This is a genomic window from Nocardioides sp. NPDC023903 (assembly GCF_040639295.1).
Taxonomy (GTDB): Bacteria; Actinomycetota; Actinomycetes; order Propionibacteriales; family Nocardioidaceae; genus Nocardioides.
Genome location: NZ_JBEZZS010000006.1, coordinates 94,028 through 111,291, shown reverse-complemented (window position 1 = coordinate 111,291; position 17,264 = coordinate 94,028). Strand labels below are relative to the sequence as shown.

The following is a 17,264-nucleotide window of genomic DNA, read 5'->3' as shown; positions in this document are numbered from 1 at the left end:
ACGTACGTGACGCCTCGGCCAACGGGGGTGACGCCTCGGCTAGGAGCTGGGTGAGATCGAGGGGGACGGGGAGGCGAGCGGCGTGGGCTGGGGGAAGACGGTCTTGGAGAGCTCGTCGATCTGGACCGCGTAGTCCTCGACCTGGTCGGGCTCGGCGACAGCGAAGGAGCCTCGTACGGCGACGGCGGCGACCTTCTGGAGCTGGGCGAGCTGGGTGGCCTCGGGGAGGACCTGCATGTCACGCACGGTGTCGGTGAAGATGCGGGCGTTCTTGGGGTTGCGCTCGGGCTGGGTGAAGACCGGGGCGTAGCCGACCTCGGAGTTGACCGGCACGAAGTGGCCGGTGCGGACCATCTTCACGACCGACTCGGTCGAGATGAGGTAGGTGAGGAAGTCGGCCGTGGCGTCGGGGTCGGCGGTCTCCGAGCCCATGCACAGCCCGGCGTAGTCGCCGGTGGTGCCGTTGCCACCCGGCATCGGCATCACGTCCCACTCCATCGCGTCGGTCGCCCGAAGGTCCGAGACCAGCGAACGGTCACCGACCAGCGCCACCAGACGGCCCTGCTTGAAGGCCTGGAACGGGGTGCGCCCGTTGAGGTCCTTCGCGGTGGCCAGCACGTTGGGCTGGGTCATCGCCTCGACCAGGTCCTCGTAGGCCCCGGCGGAGTCCTCCAGCGCGGTGGTCGTCGGAGCCAGCGGGTCGTCGAAGAGGGTCGCACCGGCGCCGGCGAGCCAGGGCATCAGCGCGGTGAGGTTCTGCTCGACATAGGTACCCCGAACGCCCTTGTTGTGCTCGGCGGCGTACGTCATCGCCGAGCTGAACTGCTCGACGGTCCAACCACGCAGGGAGCCGTCGGCACGGACGCTGGGGGTGGGCAGGCCCTCCTCCTTCATGGCGTCGAAGTCGATCAGACCGGTGTTGACGTAGACGACCTGCGGGGAGACCGAATAGGGCATGCACTCCAGGCGGCGTTCGACGGAGAAGTCCTCCATCGCCTCACGGGAGTACTTGTCGCCGAAGTCGACGTTGCGCGCCTCGAGCAGGGTGTCGACGGGCTGGATCCGCTTGTCCTCGGCGAACGTGGCGACGTCGGCACGCGGGGTGAGCACCACGTCGACCTTCTCGCCGCTGTTGACCGCCGCGGTGAGCTGGTCGGCGGTCGGCCAGGACTTCACCTCGACGGTGACGTTGGGGACCTCTTGGGTGTATTCGGCAGCCAGTTGCTTGTAGGTGTCGACCAGCGTCTTGTGGCCGGAGACCCCGAAGACGAGCTTCACCTTGGTCGGCGCCTTCGTCGTGGTGCTCGGCGACGGCTTCGAGGCCGGATCACCGCCACCGCAGGCGGCGAGGGACGCCGAGAGAACCGTCACCAGAAGCGCCGTTGCCAGCCGCGTGCGCCGCACCATTTCCTCCATCTCAACACCAGGACCGGGTCTGTGATGCAACCACAGACCCGGTTTACCAGCGATTCACTTTACGATACGTACCTGGACACTTCCTGAGAAGGCACGTCAGAACAGCCCCAGGACCGCCTCAGGCGAGGTGATCGCGTGCGGCCTTGATCACATCATCGAAGATTTCCTTGGCGAGCACATCGCCCTCACGGCGTACGTCTGCGGGATCCATCCGGATCAGCCGGTCCAAGCGCACCTCGGAGGGCCGGCCCTGGCGGTCCCAGCCGCCGGTGCCGACGTCCATCCAGTGCCGCCCGTTCCGCGCCTCCTGCGCCTCGTCACGGTCGTGGTCCTTGCTGGTCAGCATCAGGGACAGGAGTACGCCGGCCTTCTGGCCGATCACGAGAACTGGCCGGTCCTTGCCCTGGGTCTCGTCGTCCTCGTAGGGCACCCAGCCCCACACGACCTCGCCCGGGTCGGCGTTGCCGTCACCGATCTCGGGCTCGTAGGAGATGGCGCCCTCGCGCGGTGCGGGCTGGGTGTCGGTCACTTCGGCTCCTTGGTCGGTGGCTGGCGTCATGGCCGCCCAGCCGAGGTGCACCGAAAAAGATGATGAACACGCCGGACCGGGAGCGCCTCACGGCGCAAGGCCGCTCGAAGCGGCTGAAGTTGGGACCCGGGGCTGCCGCAGCCCGACGTGTTCGGTCACCAGTGTAACGGTGCCCCCAACCTCACCCACATCAAAGCGGACAGGAGGCTACAGCAAGTCAGAGCAGCCGCTGCTCGAGCTCCGCGTGACCCGCCGCCTCGAGCTGTTCGGACAGCTGCAGCATGTTGCGTACGTCCTTCGCGGCCGCGTCCGGGTCGAGGGCCGCCCGCCCCGCGGCGATGACACGGGAGAACGCCGCAGCCCGGAGGAGAACGACGGCGAAGTCGCTGCCGGCGATGCCGCGCAGCACCTCGTCGACCATCGCCTTGAGCTCCTGCGGACCGGGAGGCTCCGCGACACCGGCCACGACCTGGGCGACCTGGGCCTTCGCCCGGCCGGCCTCGAACTCGCGCGCGGCGCCGACCGGGTCGGCGTAGACCCAGCTGCGGAGCAGGTAGAGCCGCCACAGGCAGCCGGCCAGCGACTCCGCCGGCGAGCTCGACCAGACCTCCGCGATCGTCTCGATGCCCTCGGACTCGGCCAGATGGAGGATCCGCTCGGCGACCGCGGGGTCGTCGCTGTCCCGCGCCCCACGCACGAGCGCCGTCGCTGCCGCGTCGGCCGCCTCCTGCACCAGGGCAGGGTCGTCGCCCCCGAGGAGGGAGTCGAAGAAGCCGTCCCCGGGACGCATCGGCGAATGAAACTCTCTGGACATCGGATCGAGCGTAGCGGCCGCCGCCCGCATGTAACAGCCTTGCGGCGTTACCCCAGCAGCTTGCGGATCCGCGCATCGGAGACCTTCTCGGCGGTGCCGAGATGCTGGGCCCAGAGCTGGACGCGGTACTCCTCGAGCATCCAGCGCACCTGCCGCAGCCGCGGACCGGGGGGCCGGCCCTCGGCCAGCGCCTCGACCTGGTGCAGATAGGCGTCCTGGAGCGACGCGATCCGGTCGTGGGTCGCCCGGTCCGCGCGCAGGTCGGCGTCGAGCTTGCGGCGACGTTCGACGATGGCCTTCAGATACGTCGGGTAGCGCCTGACCTGCTGAGCACCCGCGTCCGCGACGAACCCACGGTGCACCAGCCGGGCGAGCTGGTCCTTCATGTCGGTCAGCGCGGGGAGCTGGAACATGTCGGCCCGCCCGGAGAGCGCCTTGTCGGTCTCGCGATAGGCCTCGAGCGCCCGCATCACGTCGGCCAGGACCGCACGGACGGACGCGACCAGGTCGGCCGGCGTGCCGGCGGCGGCGAGGACTGCGGCGTACGTCTCGGGCGTCCGCGGCAGCGGACGGGCATCGACCAGCTGGCGGACGACGGCGGCGCGGCAGTCCTCGACGAGCTCGGCTGCGCTCGGGTAGGGGGATCCGGCCAGCGCGAGCTTCTCCATGGTGGAGAGCCCGTCGACGACCTGCTTGCCGACATTCGGGAGAGCGAGGAGAAGCAGGCGTACGACGCCGAGACGATGACGCGCCTCGGCCTCCTCTGCGGATCCGGCGACGACGAGTCCGACCGTGGAGCCCTCGTCGGAGAGGCACGGGAAGACCGTGACCTCATGCCCGGCGCGCTTCTCGGTCACCGTCGCGGCGATGTCGCCGAAGACCCAGCTCGTCTCGCCGGTGCGGGTGTGACCGGCCGACGCCGCGACCTCGGCGATCGCAGCCTCGAACTCGCCCTCGAGCGGAGCCTTGAGCGCATCGAGGTCCTTGCCCTTCGCCGTCTCGCGACCGTCCTCGCCGACGACCCGGTAGGTCGGCCGCAGGTGCTCGGGCACCTTGGCCCAGTCCCAGGCCTCGCGCGGGATGTGCACGCCCGCGGTCGAGCGCGCCCAGCGCTCGAGGGCGGTCAGCAGCGGCTCCTCCCCCGGCGGCGTCTCCTTCAGGAAGGCGCGCGCCTTGTCGGGAGCAGGCACGAAGCTGACCCGCAGCGGCTTGGGAAGCGACCGGATCAGCGCGGTCACCAGCTCTTCGCGCAGCCCCGGCACCAGCCAGGAGAAGTCGTCGGCGCCGACGCGGTTGAGCGTGGCGACGGGTACGTCGATGGTCAGCCCGTCATCGGCCGCGCCCGGCTCGAAGTGGTAGCTCAGCGAGAAGGTGAGCGGCCCTGCGTCCCACTCGGCCGGGAAGTCGCTCTCGGTCACCTCTCCCGCGGCGTCGTTGGTGAGCATCGACAGCTCGAAGGTGAGCAGGTCGGGCGTCTCCCGCCGCGCCTGCTTCCACCACTGGTCGAAGTGGGCACCGGAGACGATGGAAGCCGGCAGCCGGCGGTCGTAGAAGTCGAAGAGCGCGTGCTCGTCGACCACGATGTCGCGGCGCCGGGCGCGGTGCTCGAGCTCCTCGGCCTCCTCGACGAGCTTCGCGTTGTCGCGGAGGAAGCGGTGATTCGTACGCCACTCGCCATAGACCAGCGCATGCCGGATGAAGAGCTCGCGGCTCAGCTCGGGGTCGATCTTGCCGAAGGCGACGGGACGGTCGGCGACCAGCGGCACGCCGTAGAGGGTCACCTTCTCCCGCGCCATCACCGAGGCGCGCTTCTGCGACCAGTGCGGCTCGGAGTAGGTGCGTTTGACCAGGTCACGGCCGAGGCTCTCGGCCCACTCGGGCTTGATCGAGGCGTTCTGCCGGGCCCAGAGCCGGGAGGTCTCGACGAGCTCGGCGGACATCACGAACTGCGGGTTCTTCCGGTGCAGCGCCGACCCGGGGAAGATCGCGAACTTCGCGCCTCGGGCGCCCTCGTACTCCCGCGGGCCGGGCCGCCGCTTCTCCCGCGCTCGCGCCGCGTCGGCCTTCGAGTCCCGCTCTTCGAGCGCCCCGATGTGCGAGAGCAGCCCGGACAGCAGCGCCTGATGGATCCCGTCGGCGTCGTACGTCACCTTGTCCTCGCCCGCGTCCTCGACGGCTTCGATGACGTCGCGGTGTCCCTTGCCGAGGTCGATCTTCATCTCCCGGCAGACCTGCCGCAGCTGCGACTCAAGGTCCTGCCACTCCCGGACGCGTACGTAGTGCAGGAACTCCCGCTTGCACAGCCGCCGGAACGCGCTGGAGGAGAGCTCGTGCTGCTGCTGCTTCAGATAGCGCCACAGGTTGAGCCAGGTGAGGAAGTCGGAGGTCTCGTCCTTGAACCGCGCGTGCAGCTGGTCGGCCTGCGCCTGCTCCTTGGGATGGTCCTGCCCCGGCCGCTCGCGCGGGTCCTGAAGCGAGAGCGCGGCAGCGACGACGATGACGTCGCGTACGCACCCGAGCCGCTCGGCCTCGAGCACCATCCGGGCCAGCCGCGGGTCGATCGGCAGCCTGGCCAGCCGGCGGCCCAGCTTCGTCAGCCGCTGCCCCCGCATCGCGCCGAGCTCCTCGAGAAGCTGTACGCCGGCAGTGATGTTGCGCCGGTCCGGCGCCTCCACGAACGGGAACCAGGCGATGTCCCCCAGCCCGAGGGATGCCATCTGCAGGATGACCGAGGCCAGGTTGGTGCGCAGGATCTCCGGGTCGGTGAACTCCGGCCGACCCTCGAAGTCCTCTTCGGAGTAGAGCCGGATCGCGATGCCCGCCTGGACCCGCCCCGTACGTCCGGATCGCTGGTTCGCCGAGGCCTGCGAGATCGGCTCGATGGGCAGCCGCTGCACCTTGGTGCGTGCGGAGTAGCGCGAGATGCGGGCGACACCGGTGTCGACGACGTACTTGATCCCGGGGACCGTCAGCGAGGTCTCGGCCACGTTGGTGGCGAGCACGATCCGGCGGCCGGTGTGGGGCGAGAAGACCCGATGCTGGTCGGCGGCCGACAGCCGCGAGAACAACGGGATGATCTCGACGAGACCCGTTGAGCGCCCCTTGTTCAGCCCCAGCGCATCCGACAGCGCGTCGGCGGCATCCCGGATCTCCCGCTCGCCGGGCAGGAAGACGAGGACGTCACCCGGGCCCTCGGCGGAGAGCTCCTTGACCGCGTCGACGATGGCCTCGGTCTGGTCGCGGACGACGACCTCGCCCTCTTCGTCCTCCTCGGAGAGCTCCATCAGCGGCCGGTAGCGGACCTCGACCGGATAGGTGCGGCCGGAGACCTCGATGATCGGCGCCGGATCCCCGGTTCGCGGGTCGGCGAAGTGGGCCGCGAACCGCTCCGGATCGATCGTTGCCGAGGTGATGATGATCTTCAGGTCCGGCCGCCGCGGCAGCAGCCGGCGCAGGTAGCCCAGCAGGAAGTCGATGTTCAGCGACCGCTCGTGGGCCTCGTCGATGATGATCGTGTCGTAGCGGCGCAGGTCGCGGTCGCGCTGCAGCTCGGCGAGCAGGATGCCGTCGGTCATCAGCTTGATCCGCGAGGCGGCCGAGGACTTGTCCATGAACCGCACCTGGTAGCCGACCAGGTCCCCGAGCGAGGTGCCGAGCTCGGAGGCGATCCGCTCGGCCACCGACCGGGCCGCGATCCGGCGCGGCTGGGTGTGCCCGATCAGTCCGGCGGACCCGCGCCCGAGCTCCAGGCAGATCTTGGGCAGCTGCGTCGTCTTTCCCGACCCGGTCTCACCGGCGACGATCACGACCTGGTGGTCACGGATGGCCGCGGCGATGTCTTCGCGGCGCTGGGTGACCGGGAGCTCGGCAGGGTAGGTGATCGCGACGGAGGTGGCGGCGGGCTGGGCGGACTCGGACATGAGGTCACCCATTCTCCCCCGGCGTACCCCTCGACCGCACATCGGTTTCTCGCAGCACCCCGCCCGCCGGATGGCGGGGGCAGCGGATGTGATTCCCGCCACAGGCCGGGTTCCGTGGGCAACAGTCACGAGGGAGGCTGGGGGCACCCCCGACGAAGGAGTGGCCATGACCGAGACGACCACCAGCGAGATCTACCCCGACACCCCCATCCGGCCGCCGTTCGATCCCGAGCTCGTGCCGGTCCTCGAGGCGGTACGCCAGGGCATCCCGCCCTTCTCGGCGGAGATCCTCCCGCTGATACGGCAGCAGAGCGCCGACGGGTTCCCCGGCATGGAGCCGGCGGATCTGACCGTCGGCGGCGCGGTCAGGGTCGAGGAGCGGCAGGTTCCCGGCCCGGAGGGCGCCCCCGACATCACGCTGCTGATCCTGAGCCCGACCGTCGAGGGGCCGCCGCGCCCGGTGATCTACCACATCCACGGCGGCGGCATGGTGATCGGAAATCGGGTGTTCGGCGTGGAGGCCTTCCTCCCGCACGTCGCAGACGGCACCGCCGTGGTCGTGTCGGTGGAGTACCGCCTCGCCCCGGAGCATCCCGACCCCGCGCCCGTGGAGGACTGCTACGCCGGCCTGGTCTGGACCGCGAAGAACGCCGCTGAGCTCGGCATCGACCCCGAGCACCTCATGATCGCGGGAGCCAGCGCCGGCGGCGGCCTGGCCGCAGGCACGGCGCTGCTCGCCCGCGACCGGTCCTTCCCGAAGCTGAGCCACCAGATCCTCATCTGCCCGATGCTCGACGACCGCTTCGAGACCCACAGCAGCCGGATGCTCGACGACGAGGGAGTCTGGGACCGCGAGGCCAACCTGTTCGGCTGGACGGCACTGCTCGGCGAACGCCGGGGTGGCCCCGACGTCTCCCCGTACGCCGCCCCCGCACGCGCCGAGGACCTCACCGGCCTCCCCCGCACCTACATCGACACCGGCTCGACGGAGACGTTCCGCGACGAGACGCTGACCTATGCGCGCCGACTCTCGGAGGCCGGCGTCAGCGTCGATCTCCACATGTGGGGCGGCGGGTTCCACGGGTTCGACATGATGGCCGGGCACGCCGCGGTCTCCCGTGCCTCGATCGCGACCCGTGACGAGTTCGTCCGCAGGGCACTCGAGGCCTGATTCGCTGGCTTGCTCGCCTTCCGTGGGCGAGAGTAGGCCAGGGAGGTTCAGGTGCGAGATCTGATCGGCAAGCTCGAGGTGGTCGACGACGACACGGCCAGTGCGCTGCGCGTCATCGACCACTTCGACCGGCTCGTGGACGAACGGGCCTCGACCGCCGCGGTCGTGCGCGCCGCGGCCGCGCTGGCCGGCTCCCCCGCAGGCCTCCACGACGCCGCCCGCGGCCTCGTCAAGCGGTTCGCGCCCGACGGCCGCACACTGACCGGCGAGACCGAGGGCAGCTGGCATCACGCGCCGATCCCCGGCCAGCCCGGATCATGGCTCTGGCTCGAGCGCACCGGGGACGCAGGCCCGCTCGACGCGCTCATCCTCGAGCGCGCCGCCCGCGCGCTGCAGGCTCTCAGCACGGGCGCGTCCGACCCCTCGACCAGCGGGCTGGTCAGGATCGCGTGCGACCCCGACGCGACCGATTCCGACCGGCGTGACGCGGTCGCACGGCTCGGCCTGACGGGCCCCGTCACGGTCGTGCTGAGCACCTCGGTCCACCTGCGGGCGACGCTGATCAGCACGGTCGGCGCTCTCGTGGTCGCACTGCTTCCTGGCACGCCCACCATCCCGGACGGCGTCCGCGCGGGGGCCGCCGTAGCCCCCGACCCGCTTCAGCTCCCGAACGCGCTGGAGCAGGCACGGACGGCCCTCCGGCTGGCCGCCGACGTCGGCGGTCTCGCCCCCGCGGTGGTCCGCTACGACGACCTCGGCGCACTTGCCGTCATCGCCGAGCGGATCAGCGCCGACGAGGCGGCGGGGGTGGGTGACGTACGACGTCTGGAGGAGCTGCTCGCCGGTCATCCGTGGGTCGTGGACACCCTCTACGCGGTGCTGGACCAGCCGAGCCTGCGACAGTCGGCCGCGATGCTCCATGTGCACCATTCGACGCTGCAGGAGCGGCTGACGTGGCTGAGTGGTCAGCTCGGCTACTCGCCCATCAAGGGGCGGGGACGGCAGCGCGCGGCGGTCACGCTGCTGCTGTGGCGTGTGGCCCACGGCACCGACCAGCAGGTCGTGGACGATCCGCACTAGGCGAGCCTTGGTTCGGGCACCTAGATTATGTCCCCATGACCGGGGAGCCGAGCGAGACCGAGGTCCAGGATGCGCTGCGTGCGCTCCGAGGAGAGGACGACACCCTCAACGAGCGGTCTGTGCAGACCGCTCTCGACCTTCATCGGCTGCGCGATGCGCTGACCCGGTTCGGCGACGACGAGCCGTCCGGCGACACCAAACCGGCGCGTGACAGGTTCCGACTCTGACTCGAAATCGGCCAATGGGTGGGACGCCGAGTTACGTAGGGGATTTCAAGAGGGTTACCGTTGCTGATCGTGACCGAATCTCTAACAGTGCGTGACAACCGCACCGGGGTGGAGTACGACATCCCGATCACCGACGGCACCATCCGCGCCGCCGACCTGGGGAAGATCAAGGCCGCTGACCCGGCCACCGACGAAGAAGGTCCTGGCCTGGCGGTCTATGACCCCGGCTTCGTCAACACCGCTTCTTGCCGATCTTCCGTCACCTTCATCGACGGTGACAAGGGCGTGCTCGAGTATCGGGGCTATCCCATCGAGCAGCTCGCCGAGAAGTCGAGCTTCCTGGAGGTCTCCTACCTCTTGGTCCACGGCGCGCTGCCGACCAAGGAGGAGTACGACGCGTGGGTGCACGAGATCACCTTCCACACGTTCGTGCACGAGAACATCAAGGAGTTCATGCAGGGCTTCCGCTATGACGCCCACCCGATGGGCATGCTCATGGCGTCGGTCGGTGCGATGTCGACGTTCTACCCGGACGCCGCGAACATCTCCGACCCCGACAACCGCCGCCTGCAGATCATCCGGCTGATCGCCAAGATGCCGACGCTGGGCGCATGGGCGTTCCGGCACGCGCAGGGCAAGCCGTACGTCTACCCGGACAACGACCTGTCCTACACCGGCAACTTCCTCTCGATGCTCTTCAAGATGAGCGAGAGCAAGTACGCCTCGGACGACCGCATCGAGAAGGCGCTCGACACGCTCTTCATCCTGCACGCCGACCACGAGCAGAACGCCTCGGCCAACGCCGTCCGCAGCGTGGGCTCGACCCAGGTCGACCCCTACTCCTCGGTGGCCGCCGGCGTCGGCGCCCTCTTCGGCCCGCTCCACGGCGGCGCCAACGAGGCCGTGCTCCGGATGCTGCGCCGCATCGGCAAGGTGGAGAACATCCCCGCCTTCATCGAGGGCGTCAAGGCCGGCAACGAGCGGCTGATGGGCTTCGGCCACCGGGTCTACAAGAACTACGACCCGCGCGCGACGATCATCAAGCAGCAGGCGCTCAACGTCTTCGAGGTCACGGGCACCAACCCGCTGCTCAACATCGCGATGGAGCTGGAGAAGATCGCGCTCGAGGACGAATACTTCGTCAAGCGCAAGCTCTACCCCAACGTCGACTTCTACTCCGGCCTGATCTACGAGGCCCTGGAGTTCCCGCCGGAGATGTTCACCGTGCTGTTCGCCATCGGGCGTACGCCGGGCTGGCTCTCGCAGTGGCTGGAGCTCGTACAGGACAAGGAGCAGAAGATCGCCCGTCCGAAGCAGATCTACACCGGCGAGCGCGGACTCACCTTCGTCCCGCGCGACGTGCGCTGGGCGTGACGGTACCCGACGTGCAGACCCCGTCCACCCCCGTGGTGGACGGGGTCGTCTGGGACTTCGGGAACGTCCTGATCCGCTGGGACCCGCTCCCGGCGATCGCGGCCGGAGTCGGGGACGCCGATGCCCGCAGGTTCATGGAGTCCTTCGACTTCAGATCGTGGAACCACGTCCAGGACGCCGGCCGCACCTGGGCCCAGGCCCTCACGGTGCTCGAGGATGCGGCGCCCGAGTGGCTCAGCGCCGGAGCGGCGTACGTCGACAACTTCCCGCTCTCCTTGCTGGGGCCGGTCCCCGGCACCCATGAGATGGTCCGCGAGCTCGCCGCGGTCGGGTTCCCCCAGCTCGGACTGACCAACTGGTCGGCCGAGCTCTATCCGCATGCGCCGGCGACGTACGACGTGATCGAGCTGCTCGGCGACGTCGTCGTCTCCGGCGAGGTGCGCCTGGCCAAGCCCGACCCGGCGATCTACCAGCTGGTCGCCGAGCGCGCCGGGATGCCGTTGGACCGGCTGGCGTTCATCGACGACAGTGTCGCCAACGTGGCCGCCGCGGCAGCGCTGGGCATGCACGCGATCCAGTTCACCGGGGCCGAGCAGCTCCGCAAGGACCTGGTCGCGCTCGGCCTCCCGCTCTAGAGGGCCTGCTCGGGCGCGCGCTCGAGGCGGCGTACGCCCGCGAAGGAGATCGACATCAGGGCGCTGCCGGAGATCACCGCGGCGACCACGAACAGCCAGGTGTCGAAGCCCACCGCGACGGCGACCGGGCCGACGAGCGCGAGCCCGAGGGGACGGGCGACGAACGAGCCCACGATGTCGAAGGAGTAGACCCGGGAGAGCTTCTCCTCGGGGATCTCCTGCTGGATCGCGATCTGCCAGAAGATGTCGAAGACCTGCAGCCCGAACCCGTGCAGGAACGCGCCCAGGAGGATCGGCCAGAGCGTGTCGGAGACGGCCATCGAGATCGGGAAGAGGCCGGTCATCGCGAGGAAGAACACACCGACGGAGAGCAGCCGGCGCGGGCGGAACCTCAGGCAGAACAGGCCGCCGACGAAGAAGCCCGCCATCAGGGCGGCGAGCGCGAAGCCCCACGACGCCCGGCCGATGCCCTCGCCGACCACGATCGGGCCGAGCACGCTGTGCGCCCCCGACCAGAACAGGTGGTAGAGCAGCGCCTGCAGGATGAGGAACCACAGCCACGAGTGGCGCATCACCTCTCGGAAGCCCTCGGCGAGGTCGCCGAGCATCGACGCCTTGTGGGGCGGGCGCTCATGGGGCACCCGCATCCCGGCGTAGGCGACGGCAGCGACGGCGAAGGTGAGCGCGTCGACCATGATCGCCCAGCCTGACCCCACCGCGGCGACGAGCACACCACCGAGGGCGTAGCCGACGGTCGAGGCGGTGGTCTGGAGCAGCGACCGGAGCGAGACGGCGGCGCCGAGATCCTCCGCGGGCACGACCACCTTGGTCATCGCCATCGCCGAGGGCTGGTTGAGCGCCGCGATGATGCCCGCGAGACCACCCATCACCGCGATCGACGGAATCGTTGCCACCCCGAGGATCACCGTCGCCGCCAGTGCGCCGATCACCACGGCACTGATCGCTGCCGTGCCTTCCATCATCAGCTTGCGCGAGACCCGGTCGCCGAGCACTCCCCCGGCCAGCGTGGTCACCACCTGGCAGGTCGCGAAGATCGCCTCCACGATGCCCAGCTGAGTGACGGTCCCGCCGAGGTCGAGCACCGCGAACGCCAGCGCCACCGGGGTGATCGCGTTGCCCAGCGACGAGGACGCCGTCCCGGTGACGAGCCGGCGGAAGTTGCGATGACTCAGCGGCGAACGACGCTTGGCCGGGGGCAGCGTCGGTGGCTCGGTCGTGGCGGTCATATCTTGACGATACTTCGCTAGCGAACTATTCGTCAACGAATTATCAGCCGGCGAAGGGTAGGATCGGATCATGTCCGAGTTGCGACCCTCTGAGACGCTCGATGACGACCTCCCTGAGGACCGGGCCGACCGGCACGTGGCTCGTTGGCGCGACCACTGGCTCGACATCGACTTCGACGACGAGATCGAGGCGATCACGGTCCGAATCGGGTTCATCGCGAAGTTCTTCAACGACGCTCGCGCGGCGGCGGCCGGCGAGGTCGGACTGGCCGACTTCGAATACAAGACGCTCCACATGCTGATGATCCGCGACACCCCCGGCCACGCCTCGCCCACGGCTCTCGCGAAGGACCTCGACATCAGCCCGGCCGGGATGACGGGCCGCCTCGACAGCATGGAGAAGTCCGGGTGGGTGCGGCGTACGGCATCGGTCGAGGACCGTCGCAAGATCAGCGTCGAGGCGACGAAGGCCGGTATCGAGATCTGGCGACGGGCGATGGACCTGCGCGGTGAGGCCGAGACCAGGCTTCTGGAGACGCTGACCCCGGAGCGGCGTACGGAGCTGGCGGCTCTGCTCAAGCAGGTGACCCTGCGGATCGAGGCCGAATAGGTCCTGAGTCTTCTCTTCGAGACCGCATAGCCCCGTCTCAGCCGGCTCACAGGGACACTGGCCACACTCGAAGACATGACCGAAATCCCTCCTCCGCAGCCGAGTGGGACCCCGCCGCAGTGGACTCCCCCGGCTCCGGCCGGCCCCACCCAGCCTCCCGCCGGTCCGTTCGCGCCCCCGCCCGCCCAGACCTCCGTCATGCCGGCCGTGCCCGCCCCCGGCTCTCCCATCAAGAAGCGCGCCGCGGGCCGCACCGGGCTCGTCGCCGCGGTCCTCGCCGGTGCCCTGGTCGCAGGTGGCGCCGCCGGGGTCGGTGGCGCGGCCGTCTACGGCGCCCTCAACGGTGACGGCATCGGCGGCGGGGCGAACACCCCGGCCACCTCGCAGGTCGTCGACGCGAAGGCCCCCGAGGGCAGCATCGAGAAGGTCTCGGCGAAGGTGCTCCCCTCCGTCGTGAAGATCGAGGTCACCTCCCAGCAGGGCTCCGGCTCGGGCTCCGGGGTCGTCATCTCCTCCGACGGCACGATCCTGACCAACAACCACGTGGTCGAGCTCGCGGCCGACGGTGGCACGGTGACGGTCGACTTCAACGACGGTACGTCGGCCTCTGCCGAAGTCCTCGGGACCGATCCGCTCACCGACACCGCCGTGATCAAGGCGAGCGGCGTCTCCGGCCTCACGCCGATCACGATGGGCAAGTCCTCCAACCTGACCGTCGGCCAGAGCGTCGTGGCGATCGGCTCTCCGTTCGGGCTCGACTCCACGGTGACCACCGGCATCGTCAGCGCGCTCGGCCGCCCGGTCAACGTCGGCGTCGACCAGAGCGGCGCCGCGACCGTCTACCCCGCGGTGCAGACCGACGCGGCGATCAACCCGGGCAACTCGGGTGGCGCGCTCGTCGACCTCAACGGCAACCTCGTCGGCATCAACGCCTCGATCCGCTCCAGCACAGGGGCGAACGGCGAGGACGCCGGCTCGATCGGCATCGGGTTCGCCATCCCGATCGACGAGATCCGCCCGATCGTCGAGCAGCTCGAGAAGGGCGAGCAGGCCACCCACGCGCAGTTCGGCATCTCGGTCTCGGACGCCCCCCAGGCCCAGAACGGTCAGACCTCGGTCACCGGCGCCCAGGTCCAGGAGGTCAGCGAGGGCAGCACCGCCCAGAAGGCGGGCCTCGAGAAGGGCGACATCATCACCAAGGTGGACGACCACGTCATCACCGGATCTGACTCCCTGGTGGCGACCGTCCGCTCCTACCGCCCGGCCGACGAGGTCGAGGTCACCTGGTCACGCAACGGCGAGGAGCAGACCGCGAAGGTCACCCTGGACTCCGACGCATCCTGATCTCCCCGCGAGACGCTGGGGCCCGCAGGGAACCAGCGTCGCGGGGTGCCAACACCGCGAGCGCCTCATCCCCGTCTTTGACCGGGATGAGGCGCTCTCGTGCTCAGGAGACCTGTTTCTGGATGCTGCACAGCCACTCGACCGGTTCGAAGCCCATGGCCTCGTTGACCTGGATCATGTGGGCGTTGACCTCGGCGTTGTAGGTCGTCAGGGTCGGCACCTCGGGCCGCTCGGACTGGAGCAGCCTGAGGTTGGCGACCTTGACCGCCAGCCCGAGCCGGTGGCCCCGGTGAGCCCCTTCAACCAGGGTGCCCCACTGATAGCTGTTGCCGTCCAGGCTCGAGTAGCCGATCACCGTGTACGCCACCACTCGGCCGCCGGCGTCCAGCGCCACCGAGTGGTAGAGGGTGCGCTTCTGGGCCGCGACCAGCTGCTCGGTCTCGCGCACCTTCGCCACGTCGGGCTCGAGCGCCTCGATGTCCAGGTCGCCGGTCGGCGCCTCGGTCTCGAGGCTGGCGTCGAGCACCGCCCAGCTCTCCACGATGTCGTCGGGCACCCGGCCGACCCAGGACCGCAGCGTGTAGTCGCCGTGCTTCTCCGCGGCCTCCGCCGCCAGCCGGTCGAGGACGTCGTCCGGCACGGGGAGCCGGAGCAGGCGGCGTACCTCGACCAGAGCGGGCGCATAGCCCCGGGCGATCCCGAAGTCCCGTCCCGGCGATCCCTCACCGCCGGACCCGAGCGACCAGGGCCACCAGACCTCACCCGTCAGCGACGTACGCCCCTGGGCGCGCGCCTCCGCCTCGACATGGTCGAGCAGACCGGCGCCATGGCCCCGTCGCCGGTGGGCCGGCAGCACGGCGGCCACGAGAGTCGCCCGGTGGAGGTTGTCGAGCAGCGGCATGGCCATCCAGGCGGCGGCGACCGCCTCACCACCGACACGGCCGACGTACGCCCTCCGGTCGGTCTTCTCGGTCTGCTGCTGCAGCTCGACGCGCTGCTCCTCGCGCGCCCACAGGTCCGCGTCGGGGCCGCGTACGTCGAGCCACGACGTGGTCATCACGTCGTACCACGCATCGAAGACGTCGTCGTCGAACGGGTCGACCCGCTCGATCACCAGCTCACTCATCGGGACCTCTCCACTCTCGTCTCGTCCCAGACCGGCTCCGGGGACTCATAGACATCACCGTTGGCGCCGTAGACCAGGTAGCGGTCGAAGCCACGGGCGAACCAGCGGTCGTGGGTGACCGCGACGACGGTGCCCTCGAACGACTCCAGCCCTGCTTCGAGCGCCTCGGCGGACTGGACGTCGAGGTTGTCGGTCGGCTCGTCGAGCAGCAGCAGGGTGGCGCCGCTCAGCTCGAGCAGCAGGATCTGGAAGCGCGCCTGCTGTCCGCCCGAGAGCGACTCGAAGGTCTGCTCCGCGGCGTGCGCGAGCTCGTAGCGGTCGAGCACCCGGGAGGCGGCCTCGCGCCCCATACCCGTGCGCCCTCGCCCGCCGGGCGAGCCCTCACCGCGGTGCAGGATGTCGAGCAACGTACGCCCCACCAGCTCCGGATGCGCATGGGTCTGCACGAACCAGCCCGGCCGCACGCGGGCGCCGAGCTTGGCCTTCCCACGGTGGCGGACCGGCTCGATGGGAGTGTCCTCGACCGGGCGGTGCTCCACGTCCGGGTCGGTGCCGCCGCGGGCGAGCAGCCGCAGAAAGTGGGATTTACCCGAGCCGTTGGAGCCGAGCACAGCAACCCGCTCGCCGTACCAGACCTCCAGGTCGAACGGGCGCATCAGTCCGGTGAGCTCGAGCGTCTCGCAGACGACCGCCCGCTTGCCGGTGCGCCCGCCACGCAGCCGCATCTGCACCGCCTGCTCTCGTGGCTGCTCGACGGGCGGCCCGGCCTCCTCGAACTTCCGGAGCCGCGTCTGGGCCGCCCTGTACTGGCTGGACATCCCGTCGTTGTACTCCGACTTGACCTTCAGCCGCAGGACCAGCGCCTTGATCTTGGCGTGCTCCTCGTCCCAGCGACGGCGCAGCTCCTCGAAGCGCAGGAACCGGTCCTTGCGGGCCTCGTGGTAGGAGGCGAACCCACCCGGATGCGTCCACGTGCTGTTGCCGGCGCCGGACGCGCCGAGCTCGACCGTGACCACCCTGGTCGCGGTGTTGTCCAGCAGCTCACGGTCGTGACTGACGTAGAGGATCGTCTTCGGCGACTCCCGGATGCGCTGCTCCAGCCAGATCTTGCCGGGCACGTCGAGGAAGTTGTCGGGCTCGTCGAGCAACAGCACCTCGTCGGGTCCGCGCAGCAGGAATTCGAGCACCAGCCGCTTCTGCTCGCCGCCGGACAGGGTGTCCAGGGAGCGGTAGCGAGCGCGGTCGTACGGCACCCCGAGCCCGGCCATGGTGCACACGTCCCAGACGACCTCGATGTCGTAGCCGCCGGCGTCGGCGTACTCCGCCAGCGCGGTCGCGTAGCGCATCTGCAGCCGCTCGTCGTCCGACGACATCAGCTCCAGCTCGCACGCGTCCACGGCGGCCGCCGCCTCGCGCACCCGCGCGGGCGCCACCGAGAGCAGCAGCTCACCGACGGTCGAGGAGCCCTTGCCGACCATTTGCCGCATCACCCCGAGGCCGCCCGAGCGCACGACGGATCCCGCCGTCGGGGTCAGCTCACCGGTGACGATCCGCAGCAGCGTCGTCTTCCCGGCGCCGTTGGCGCCGACCAGCGCCACCTTCGCGCCCTCACCCACCCGGAAGGAGACGTCGTCGAGCAGCACTCGTCCGTCAGGCAGCTGGAATCTCACTCCAGCAACGTCCACATGTCCCACAACCGTCCAGTCTGGCACCCGTGTCGAATGGTTATTCGGGTCTGCCCGGCAGACGTTCTGCGTAAAGCGGTCCCATC

The 17,264-nt window shown here is 69.8% G+C and carries 14 protein-coding genes; 7 read left to right on the top strand and 7 right to left on the bottom strand.

The features are described 5' to 3' along the window. Nucleotides 1-39: 39 nt before the first annotated feature. The 4 genes from AB0F44_RS09485 to hrpA form a co-directional block, all read right to left on the bottom strand. On the bottom strand, nucleotides 40-1,407 hold the full coding sequence (locus tag AB0F44_RS09485) for an extracellular solute-binding protein (RefSeq protein WP_357354774.1): 1,368 nt from the start codon (nucleotides 1,405-1,407) through the stop codon (nucleotides 40-42). 127 nt (nucleotides 1,408-1,534) lie between these two features. Further along, a complete protein-coding gene (locus tag AB0F44_RS09480; RefSeq protein ID WP_357354772.1) occupies nucleotides 1,535-1,945 on the bottom strand; it encodes a type II toxin-antitoxin system PemK/MazF family toxin in 411 nt (136 codons plus the stop codon). 217 nt (nucleotides 1,946-2,162) lie between these two features. Then, the gene (locus AB0F44_RS09475; protein WP_357354770.1) at nucleotides 2,163-2,759 is read right to left on the bottom strand and encodes a hypothetical protein; all 597 of its coding nucleotides are present in this window, start codon (nucleotides 2,757-2,759) and stop codon (nucleotides 2,163-2,165) included. Between the two features lie 47 nt (nucleotides 2,760-2,806). Then, a complete protein-coding gene (hrpA, locus tag AB0F44_RS09470) occupies nucleotides 2,807-6,679 on the bottom strand; it encodes an ATP-dependent RNA helicase HrpA (RefSeq protein WP_357354768.1) in 3,873 nt (1,290 codons plus the stop codon). Between the two features lie 166 nt (nucleotides 6,680-6,845). Here hrpA and AB0F44_RS09465 point away from each other — a divergent pair, with 166 nt between their 5' ends. The 5 genes from AB0F44_RS09465 (at nucleotide 6,846) to AB0F44_RS09445 (ending at nucleotide 11,166) form a co-directional block, all read left to right on the top strand. Continuing rightward, nucleotides 6,846-7,850 (top strand): alpha/beta hydrolase, encoded by a 1,005-nt coding sequence (locus AB0F44_RS09465; protein WP_357354766.1) that lies wholly within the window; start codon nucleotides 6,846-6,848, stop codon nucleotides 7,848-7,850. A gap of 51 nt (nucleotides 7,851-7,901) precedes the next feature. Further along, the gene (locus tag AB0F44_RS09460; protein WP_357354764.1) at nucleotides 7,902-8,930 is read left to right on the top strand and encodes a hypothetical protein; all 1,029 of its coding nucleotides are present in this window, start codon (nucleotides 7,902-7,904) and stop codon (nucleotides 8,928-8,930) included. Nucleotides 8,931-8,965: 35 nt separating this feature from the next. After that, entirely contained in the window at nucleotides 8,966-9,157 is a 192-nt protein-coding gene (locus AB0F44_RS09455; RefSeq protein ID WP_091052443.1) for a hypothetical protein, read from the top strand. A 69-nt stretch (nucleotides 9,158-9,226) separates the two neighbouring features. Beyond that, nucleotides 9,227-10,531: a citrate synthase gene (locus AB0F44_RS09450; RefSeq protein WP_141806185.1), complete on the top strand. Its 1,305-nt coding sequence runs from the start codon at nucleotides 9,227-9,229 to the stop codon at nucleotides 10,529-10,531. Then, nucleotides 10,528-11,166 (top strand): HAD-IA family hydrolase, encoded by a 639-nt coding sequence (locus tag AB0F44_RS09445; RefSeq protein WP_357354762.1) that lies wholly within the window; start codon nucleotides 10,528-10,530, stop codon nucleotides 11,164-11,166. Before AB0F44_RS09450 ends, AB0F44_RS09445 begins: the two co-directional genes overlap by 4 nt. Here AB0F44_RS09445 and AB0F44_RS09440 read toward each other — a convergent pair. Continuing rightward, on the bottom strand, nucleotides 11,163-12,413 hold the full coding sequence (locus AB0F44_RS09440) for an MFS transporter (protein ID WP_357354760.1): 1,251 nt from the start codon (nucleotides 12,411-12,413) through the stop codon (nucleotides 11,163-11,165). The genes AB0F44_RS09445 and AB0F44_RS09440 overlap by 4 nt on opposite strands. Nucleotides 12,414-12,483: 70 nt before the next feature. Here AB0F44_RS09440 and AB0F44_RS09435 point away from each other — a divergent pair, with 70 nt between their 5' ends. Both AB0F44_RS09435 and AB0F44_RS09430 read left to right on the top strand, forming a co-directional pair. Then, nucleotides 12,484-13,023 carry a MarR family transcriptional regulator gene (locus AB0F44_RS09435; RefSeq protein WP_357354758.1) on the top strand — a complete coding sequence of 180 codons (540 nt, stop codon included), beginning with the start codon at nucleotides 12,484-12,486 and terminating at the stop codon, nucleotides 13,021-13,023. A 75-nt stretch (nucleotides 13,024-13,098) separates the two neighbouring features. Then, nucleotides 13,099-14,367, top strand: coding sequence for a trypsin-like peptidase domain-containing protein (locus AB0F44_RS09430; protein WP_357354756.1), 1,269 nt, complete (start codon nucleotides 13,099-13,101; stop codon nucleotides 14,365-14,367). A 103-nt stretch (nucleotides 14,368-14,470) separates the two neighbouring features. On the opposite strand, the gene AB0F44_RS09425 is transcribed toward AB0F44_RS09430, so the two are convergent. Then, the gene (locus AB0F44_RS09425; RefSeq protein ID WP_357354754.1) at nucleotides 14,471-15,493 is read right to left on the bottom strand and encodes a GNAT family N-acetyltransferase; all 1,023 of its coding nucleotides are present in this window, start codon (nucleotides 15,491-15,493) and stop codon (nucleotides 14,471-14,473) included. After that, on the bottom strand, nucleotides 15,490-17,187 hold the full coding sequence (locus AB0F44_RS09420; RefSeq protein WP_357354752.1) for an ATP-binding cassette domain-containing protein: 1,698 nt from the start codon (nucleotides 17,185-17,187) through the stop codon (nucleotides 15,490-15,492). The genes AB0F44_RS09425 and AB0F44_RS09420 overlap by 4 nt, the downstream gene beginning before the upstream one ends. Nucleotides 17,188-17,264: the final 77 nt, after the last annotated feature.

What these genes read in the sequence shown, in the direction of transcription:
- AB0F44_RS09455 (WP_091052443.1), top strand. Translation starts at nt 8,966, where the DNA reads ATGACCGGGGAGCCGAGCGAGACCGAGGTCCAGGATGCGCTGCGTGCG.
- AB0F44_RS09430 (WP_357354756.1), top strand. Translation starts at nt 13,099, where the DNA reads ATGACCGAAATCCCTCCTCCGCAGCCGAGTGGGACCCCGCCGCAGTGG.
- AB0F44_RS09425 (WP_357354754.1), bottom strand. Translation starts at nt 15,493, where the DNA reads ATGAGTGAGCTGGTGATCGAGCGGGTCGACCCGTTCGACGACGACGTC.
- AB0F44_RS09475 (WP_357354770.1), bottom strand. Translation starts at nt 2,759, where the DNA reads ATGTCCAGAGAGTTTCATTCGCCGATGCGTCCCGGGGACGGCTTCTTC.
- AB0F44_RS09485 (WP_357354774.1), bottom strand. Translation starts at nt 1,407, where the DNA reads ATGGTGCGGCGCACGCGGCTGGCAACGGCGCTTCTGGTGACGGTTCTC.
- hrpA (WP_357354768.1), bottom strand. Translation starts at nt 6,679, where the DNA reads ATGTCCGAGTCCGCCCAGCCCGCCGCCACCTCCGTCGCGATCACCTAC.
- AB0F44_RS09435 (WP_357354758.1), top strand. Translation starts at nt 12,484, where the DNA reads ATGTCCGAGTTGCGACCCTCTGAGACGCTCGATGACGACCTCCCTGAG.
- AB0F44_RS09440 (WP_357354760.1), bottom strand. Translation starts at nt 12,413, where the DNA reads ATGACCGCCACGACCGAGCCACCGACGCTGCCCCCGGCCAAGCGTCGT.
- AB0F44_RS09465 (WP_357354766.1), top strand. Translation starts at nt 6,846, where the DNA reads ATGACCGAGACGACCACCAGCGAGATCTACCCCGACACCCCCATCCGG.